This is a genomic window from Kribbella sp. NPDC050820 (assembly GCF_040653975.1).
GTDB lineage: Bacteria > Actinomycetota > Actinomycetes > Propionibacteriales > Kribbellaceae > Kribbella.
This window is the reverse complement of the sequence record NZ_JBFAHB010000050.1, coordinates 64,527-72,496: the sequence shown is the minus strand read 5'-3', so window position 1 is coordinate 72,496 and position 7,970 is coordinate 64,527. Positions and strand designations below refer to the sequence as shown.

The following is a 7,970-nucleotide window of genomic DNA, read 5'->3' as shown; positions in this document are numbered from 1 at the left end:
GGTCACCGACGATCCCGATCGTCGGTGACCGGCAGCTGAGCAAAGCTCGCCGCAGTGCCCTCCGGGCTCGTCAACACGACCTCGAAGGAGCTCCGATCGCCGCGGTGGTACGCCATAAAGTAGTCCAGCGGACGCTGCCCAGGCGCATAGCCGACGCTGCGCAGCACAAGGAGTGGCGCGCCGGGCTCCACCCCGAGCAGCTCCGCCTCGCGGGCGCCGGCGACCGACGCCTCGACCCGCCGCCGGCTCGAAACGTTCACCAGACCGTAGTCCTCGCGCAGGATACGGTAAAGCGACTCGGAGCCGCTCAGGTCGCGGTCTGCGAGCCCGGGAACCAGCGCCGCGGGCAGATACGTCAGCGCCAGCACGTGCGGCTCGCCGTCAAGCGAGCGCACGCGCTCCAACTCCACCACCGGGTCGCCCTCGGCAAGCTCGAGCGCACTCGCGACCGACGCGGAGGCCGGTACCTCGCGCAGCACGAGCACGCGGCTGTCGATCGACTGGCCACGGGATGCCGCGTCTTCGGCAAGCCCCCGCAGGCCGCTGATCAGGCCCTCGGCGGTCTTCGGCCCCGAGACGAACGTGCCCCGGCCCCGCTCGCGATCGATCAAGCCCTCGTACTGCAGCTCGTTCAGCGCCTGGCGGACGACGCCGCGGCTGATCCCGAACCGCTCGCACAGCTCCAGCTCGCTCGGTATCTGCTCCCCGGGCTGAAGCTCACCCGACACGATCCGCGCCGAGAGCCACTGCTTCAGCTGGTAGTAGAGCGGCAGCGGCGTCGAGCGGTCGAACGGCGACTCGAGATTGGCGACAGGCTTCGTCATCAGCTTTCCCCCAGGACGTGAGCGTCTCCGCAACGATGCGGCGACGCCAAAGGCGTTCCGATAGGTATAGACATCTATACTTATTTGTACGGACCCGCCACTTCGTTGTCAAGAATCAGGCTCGAGCCGACACCCAGCGCGACTCTCGAGCCGGTAGAGGTCATGGCGCCGTCAGCCCCTCGCGGCGAACGACCTGCGACGAGGCTGCGGCGGCGCCTCTGTCAGCCGGCACGAAGGCGAACGCGCGTGCGGGGTTCCGAACGAAGATCGCGTCCGCCAGCTCCTGGCCCAGCTCGCGCTCGAGCCGCGGCTTGAAGCGAGCGAACAGATAGTCGAGTCCCGGCCCCCCGCCGTAGACACGCATCATCGACCGTCGCCCGGTATCACCGCCCAGTAGAAGCCGGCCCATCTGCCCGCGTTCGGCGAGGTCGGCGATCAGCCGGATGACAGTCGAATCGGGCCAGTACTTCGTCCGCCCGGCCCCGTCAAGCTGCAGCCACGCTCCGGCGGCGCCGGTCTCGGCGTGCTCTCCCGCATCCGGGTTGCGGTCGAGGTGCGCGAGGATGATCGACTCCGCGGGGACGCCGAGGTCGCCCAGGTGCTCCACGATCCCGAGACCCATGGTGCCGTGCTCGGTGTGGACGCAGAGAGGGATACCGGTGCGACGGTGCGCCTCGGCCGCAGCTTCGAACGCCTTCTGCTCGAACGGCTGCAGCCGGTGGTAGCTTGCCGCGATCTTGATCACGCCGGACGGGATATCCGCGGCGGCGACATCGGCGACGAAGTGCTCAGCGAGCTCCTCGACCGATGCCTGACGTAGCGGATCGTCGGGACGGTAGTGCGGATCGCGATGAAGGCCCGTCGCCGCGACGACATGCAGACCGGTCGCCTCCGCGACCCGCAGCAGGCCCTGCGGGTCACGGCCGACGCCGAGCGGCGTCCAGTCCACGAGCGCCCGGCCCCCGGCCGCGACCAGCGTCCCCGCCTCCTCGATCGCGCACCCCACGTTAGCGAACTCATCGCCCGGCTGGAGAGGCGTTACGAGGAAGAGATGCTCATGTGCATCCGTCGGCCCGAGCTCGGCTGGAGCGATATCGCCGCGCACCGACCTCACGATCGGCGCGCGATCGAAGATATCCAAACTCCCGCTCGCTGTTGACAAGTCCATGACCACAACGTTACATCTTTGGACTAGATGTTTATACGTCTATACAACCTGAAGTGGACCCGACCGGCGAGTCGCCGACGTCGCCGAATCAGTCGAACCCCCGCCATCCAGGAGGACAAGTGACAGCACAGCCACCCGCTCCGCTGCGGGTCACCGTGTGGAACGAGAACCGGCACGAGCAGGGGGCTACCCCGTACGAGCAGCTGGACGCCAAGGTCGCGGAGCTGTATCCGAAGGGCATGCACGATGCGATCGCGTCGGGCATCGAGGACCACCTCAGCCCCGAGGTGAAGATCCGGATCGCGACGCTCGACGAGCCGGAGCACGGCCTGACCGAAGGCGTCCTCGCCGAGACCGACGTACTGACCTGGTGGGGACACGTAGCGCACGGCGAGGTCTCCGATGAGGTGGTCGCGCGGGTGCAGGAGCACGTACTGGCGGGGATGGGCCTGGTCGTGCTGCATTCCGGGGCCCAGTCCAAGATCTTCCGCCGGCTGATGGGGACGACGGGTAACTTGCGGTGGCGTAGCGAGCATGACCGGGAATTGGTGTGGACGGTCAACCCGTCGCACCCGATCGCGCAGGGCGTGCCCCACCCGATCGTGATCGACGAGGATGAGATGTACGGGGAGTTCTTCGACATCCCGGCACCCGACGAGCTGGTGTTCGTCACCTCGTTCACCGGCGGCGAGATCATCCGCAGCGGATGTGTCTTCCGCCGCGGCTACGGGAAGATCTTCTACTTCAGCCCTGGTGACGAGGCCTATCCGGTCTACCACCACCCGGACGTGCGGCGGGTGATCGCCAACGCCGTGCAGTGGGCCGCACCGTCCCGCGAGCAGCGCGGTCCCATCGTGGCGACGCGCTCCGAGACCGGCTGGTTCGAGGACGGGGAGCAGCAGGCATGACTACCTTCAGGACGATGCCCGCCGACGGTGGACCGCTGCGCGTGGTAGTGGTCGGCGCCGGGCCTATGGGCCGACGGTGGCTTCCCACCGTGCAGGAGTCGCCGGAAGTGGACCTGGCCGGCATCGTGGACCTCGACGTGCCACTCGCCCAAGCCGCGGCCGCGGAACTCGGCGTGCCGGACCTGCCGGTAGGAGCAGACCTCGCGGCGGTGGCCGCCGCCAGCGACGCGCAGGCGATCATCGACGCCACGGCGCCGCCGGCGCATCTGCCGGTGACCGTACAGGCGCTGGAACTGGGCCTGCCGGTGCTCGGAGAGAAGCCGCTGGCCGCGACACTGGCCGAGGCACTGCACCTGGTGGCGGCCGCGGAGCGCTCGGGTGAGTTGTTCATGGTGAGCCAGAACTACCGCTACAACACCGGGCTGTTGCGGTTCCGCGAGCACGCGCGGGCGCTGGGCCCGCTGGGTGTGGTCACCGCCGAGTTCTTCAAGACCCTGCACAAGCGCCAGGTTCACGAAGTCATGGACCACCCGCTACTGCTGGAAATGGCCATCCACACGTTCGACACCGCGCGGTTCCTGCTCGACGCGGAGCCGGTGGCGGTGTACTGCACGAAGTACAACCCGTCGTGGAGCTGGTTCCGGGGTGAAGCGGTCGCCACCGCGATCTTCGAGATGACCGGCGGCGTGCGCTTCGTCTATACCGGCAGTTTTTGCAGTCCCGGGCTGGAGACGTCGTGGAACTCGGCGTGGCGGGTCAGCGGCGAGCGGGGCAGCGCGTGCTGGGACGGCGACGCGCCGCCTCGGCTGGAAGTGGCCACCAGCGACTCCGTCGGCGAGGTGCCGGCCGTTGCTACCCCGGCGCCCGCGAACTCGATCGCCGGGGCGCTTGCCGAGTTCGTGCACGCGCTGCGCACCGGTACGACACCGATGTGTGAGGTGCACGACAACGTCTTAAGCCTGGCGATGGTCGAGGCGTGCGTGCTCTCCGCGAGCACCGGCCGCCGGGTCGACCTGAACGAGGTGCTGGAATCCGCCCACGCCACGGCGGTCGCCAAGGCCGAGGACGACGTGCGGGACGTACTGCGCTCCTGGACGTCCGTGTCCGCGGCGCTGAGTCCACACCGGTGCACCCCACCCACCGAGCCATTGGAGGTGCGCTGATGCCCGCGCGGCGCGGCCGTGATCGCTGCACAGAGGCAGCTCCTACGGAATCCGCCGCGCCCACGGCCACCGTGGAAGTAGATGAGTGCGTGTCGCGATCGAGCAACACAGTGGAGGCGAACACAGCTCGCGCCCTGGACGAAGGAGCCCCAATGAGTTCACACAGCGACGATCTAACGTCGACGCCCGGCCCGCCCGGGGAGTACCAGCGCCGGTTCCTCGGCGCGGCAACGTACAGCCGCCGCTCCTTCATCGGCGCGACCGCCCTGCTGGGCCTGACGGCGTGCGTGGGAGGCAACTCGAGCAGCGCACCGGGTAGCGCGATCGGTGCATCCTCAGGTGGTGCGACCGCGCTGCCACCCAAAGACATCGCTGCAACGCTGAACATCTGGGGATACAGCCAGGCAGAGACCAGCTCATGGATCCCGCGGACCATCGCGGCGATGAAGAACGAGTACCCGAACGTCAAGATCGAGTACACCTACGTGCCCTCCGCCAACATCGTCCAGAAAGTCCTCGGCGCCTCCGCCGCCGGACAAAGCCCCGACGCCATCGGGCCGTACAACCCGTCCGACGGCGCGAAACTGGCCCAGGCTGGGCTGATCGCCAGCCTGAATCCCTACTGGGACGCATTCCCGGACAAGGATCAGTTCCTCGACTCGGTGGTGTGGAAGTACAACGAGCAGGTCATTTCTGTGCAGGGCTACGTCAACACCTCCGCGCTGTACTACAACAAGACCATCCTCGCCAAGGCTGGCCTGAGCGCGCCGCCGGCGACCGTGGACGAGTTGACGGCACAACTCGCGAAGATCAAGACGGCCGGATATCAGGGACTCGCGATCGGCGCCGGGAAAGCCTGGAGCTCGGAGTGGTTTTTCTTCTCCTGGTGCCTCAGCGCCGGGCTCAATTATGGGTCCTGGGACAAGGACAAACTCACTGCCTTGCTCCAACGATTCCGTGACTGGATCACGGCCGGCTACATCCCTCAGGATGCGGTCACCTGGATTGGCGATACGGAGCCGTGGAACAAGTTCACAGCCGGTGACTATGCCTTCTCGCATGCCGGTAACTGGCGGCTGAGCACGGCCAAGGCACTCTCCTTTGATTGGGGCGTGGCTCCCATTCCGGCCGGCGCTGGCGGTAGTCACAGCATCGTCGGCGGCGAAGGGTTCTCCATCGGATCCAAGGCAAACAACCCTGCGCTCGTCTGGCGCTTCTTCGAGCAAGGCCTCCTTACCAAGAGCACCGAGCAGACGATCTTCCGTGCCCTTGGAAGCCTCCCGGCGCGCAAGGACGGCCTCCAGGGAGTTCCCGAGGCCAACAATCCCAACGTGAAGGCCTTCGCCGAGGTCGTCGCGAACATGGGCGCGCGACCCAGCAGCCCCTTGATCAGCGACTATCTCGTCGTCGTCGGCGATGTTTTCAACGCGGTATGCAGTGGGCAGACCTCTCCCTCGGCCGGCGCAGAGCAGATCATCGCGCAGTGCAGCAAGCTCTAGGCCACACCCGTGAAGGGAGGTACCCCAGTGAAGACAGACGTCCCGTTTCTCAACGCCCAACCAGGTCGCGCAGCAGACGTCGAAGCGACATCGCAGGTCCACCCTGAGGCTGGGCCGCGGCCGAACGTGCACCGGCAGCGAAGAACTCTGTCCCGCAAGCAGCGGCGCCTCGCAGCGAACATCGCGTTCGCGGCACCGGCCGTCGCGTTCCTGGCCACCTTCGCCCTTTATCCGCTCTACGTCCTTGTCCGGCTCAGCGTCAGCGACGTCAAGATCACGAACATCCTCGGTTATTGGCCAGCCGTTGGATTGCGCAACTTCCAGGAGATCTTGAACGATCCGCAGTTCCGGTCAGCCGTCAATCAGACGCTCATCTTCGTCGCCGGCGTCGTCACGTTCACAATGACCCTCTCCTTTGTGACCGCGATGCTGCTGCGCAGATCCAGCCGCTCCATCCAGATTACGCAGTCCACGATGATCCTGGTCTCGATCCTGCCGCCGGTAGTGATCGGGAGCCTGTGGAAGTTCCTGCTCGCCAGCGATGGTGCGATCAGCAGACTGTTCCGGCTCCTGCATCTGGTGGACCATCCGGTCGCGTTCCTTGCACAGCCGGCGACGGCACTGATCTGCATCGGCGTCGCCACAGTGTGGGCGGGTGTCCCCTTCACGACGATGGTGCTGAAATCGGCAATCCTCGACGTGCCCGTAGACCTTCAGGAAGCCGCCTCCATGGACGGCGCCGGCCCGGTGCGGGTCCTTTGGCACGTCATCTTGCCGCACCTGCGTCCCACGCTGCTGATCATGACCGTGCTCAACATCGTCGCCGCATTCAAGGCCTTCGACTACATCTACGTCATGACTCAGGGCGGTCCAGGGACGAGCAGCTCAACCATTCCGTTCCTGGGCTACCGCACCGCGTTCACCTTCTTCAACTTCGGGCAGGCCGCCGCGATGTCGGTGATCGCAATGGTGTTCGTCGCGCTGATCGCAGCGCTCTACATCCGTACCGTCCGCACCGAGGAGCGGTCATGAAGTACTACTCTGCCGCGCTCAGGCGATCCCCGCTCGCTATCGTGTTTCTGCTGTACGCAGCGCCGCTGCTGCTGGTGCTGCTGGCGGCGTTGAAGACCAACGAGGAGATCACCAACCACCCGACCGCGGTGATCTTCCGGTACACGCTGGACGCGTTCCGTGCCGTGCTCAACGCCGATCTGGCGACCGCGATACTGAACTCGCTGCGGATCGCCGGCGGTGCGACGCTCATCTGTATGGTGCTCGGCACGCCACTGGCCTACGTCCTGGCCCGGCTCCGGTTCCGGTGGATCGGATTGATGCTCGCCGTGCTGATCCTGCTGCAGATGACACCGGCAGCGACCTCGGTCATCCCACTGTTCGCGATACTCGGCGCGCTCGGGCTCCTCGGGACCACTTTCGGGGTGTCCGTCGCGATCGCCGCCCACGTCTTGCCGTTCGCCGTCCTGCTGATGCGCCCGTTCTTCTTAAGCGTGCCTCACGAGGTCGACGAGGCCGCCCAGCTCGACGGCGCCGGCGAATGGCGGACCTTCATGTCCGTCTGTCTGCCACTGGCACGAAACGGCGTCTCCGTGGTGTCGGTATTGGTCTTCATCGGAGCCTGGGGCGACCTGCTGTACTCAGTTTCGTTCCTGAACAAGAGCGATCTGTTCCCGCTGACGGTACTGCTGACACAGCAACAGACGGTGTACGGCACTGCGTACAACAACTTGATGGCGCTCGCGGTGATCGGCTCCATCCCGACCATCGTGCTGTTCGTCCTTATCGCGCGCCGGCTGTCCAACGGTCTGGCGCTAGGAGTCGGCAAGTGATCGCCTGTGCCAGCACCGGCTTCTTCCCGAGCGTCGTGCTCGCCGACCCGTTCGCGCTGCTCCTGTCCGACAACAGCGATCTGGCGTGGCCGAGCACGGCGACGGCTTCTCCGCCGAGTTCGTATTCACCAGTGGACTGCGGGCCGAGCTGCGCGCCCGGACCTTCGGCGACTCGCATGCGGTCGAGGTCTCAGGGCCGACACGCAACACCGGCATACAGACCGTTGCCAGCGTCAACGGTTGCGCAACGCTGCGGCTGTTCCTGCGCACCGTCCCGGGCCTGGGGCTGGCCACGGCTGCGGACCCGGCGCGGCGGCCCGACCGCCAGGGCCTTCCCGCCGGTCGACTTCGAACCCGCCAGCCGGCAACTGCTCGGCACTACGAACTTGTGGGCCTCGGCCCACGCGGGCCTCAACGGCAGCAAATCGTCCGAGGACATGCCGTTCGCGCTGCTCGCCGGCCTCGAGCGGCATGACCTCCGGCAACAGCAGCTGGTATGTGGCTGGGCCGGGTTCCTCCGCTCGCGGGCATCATCGCCGACTCCTTTGGACAGCAACCACGACC

General features: G+C 66.5%; 7 protein-coding genes. 5 read left to right on the top strand and 2 right to left on the bottom strand.

Features of this window, described 5'->3' with window-relative positions:
- Window positions 1-2: 2 nt before the first annotated feature.
- Window positions 3-824 carry a GntR family transcriptional regulator gene (locus AB0H36_RS32820; protein WP_360532492.1) on the bottom strand — a complete coding sequence of 274 codons (822 nt, stop codon included), beginning with the start codon at window positions 822-824 and terminating at the stop codon, window positions 3-5.
- 160 nt (window positions 825-984) lie between these two features.
- The gene (locus tag AB0H36_RS32815; protein ID WP_360532489.1) at window positions 985-1,992 is read right to left on the bottom strand and encodes a hypothetical protein; all 1,008 of its coding nucleotides are present in this window, start codon (window positions 1,990-1,992) and stop codon (window positions 985-987) included.
- Window positions 1,993-2,111: 119 nt separating this feature from the next.
- Between AB0H36_RS32815 and AB0H36_RS32810 the strand changes: the two genes are divergently transcribed.
- The 5 genes from AB0H36_RS32810 (at window position 2,112) to AB0H36_RS32790 (ending at window position 7,406) form a co-directional block, all read left to right on the top strand.
- A complete protein-coding gene (locus tag AB0H36_RS32810) occupies window positions 2,112-2,900 on the top strand; it encodes a ThuA domain-containing protein (protein ID WP_360532486.1) in 789 nt (262 codons plus the stop codon).
- Entirely contained in the window at window positions 2,897-4,063 is a 1,167-nt protein-coding gene (locus AB0H36_RS32805; protein ID WP_360532483.1) for a Gfo/Idh/MocA family oxidoreductase, read from the top strand. The genes AB0H36_RS32810 and AB0H36_RS32805 overlap by 4 nt, the downstream gene beginning before the upstream one ends.
- A 152-nt stretch (window positions 4,064-4,215) precedes the next feature.
- Window positions 4,216-5,562 (top strand): extracellular solute-binding protein, encoded by a 1,347-nt coding sequence (locus AB0H36_RS32800; RefSeq protein ID WP_360532480.1) that lies wholly within the window; start codon window positions 4,216-4,218, stop codon window positions 5,560-5,562.
- 27 nt (window positions 5,563-5,589) lie between these two features.
- Complete coding sequence (locus AB0H36_RS32795) at window positions 5,590-6,594, top strand: sugar ABC transporter permease (RefSeq protein WP_360532477.1); 1,005 nt, start codon at window positions 5,590-5,592, stop codon at window positions 6,592-6,594.
- Entirely contained in the window at window positions 6,591-7,406 is an 816-nt protein-coding gene (locus AB0H36_RS32790; RefSeq protein ID WP_360532474.1) for a carbohydrate ABC transporter permease, read from the top strand. The genes AB0H36_RS32795 and AB0H36_RS32790 overlap by 4 nt, the downstream gene beginning before the upstream one ends.
- The last annotated feature ends 564 nt before the right edge of the window (window positions 7,407-7,970 follow it).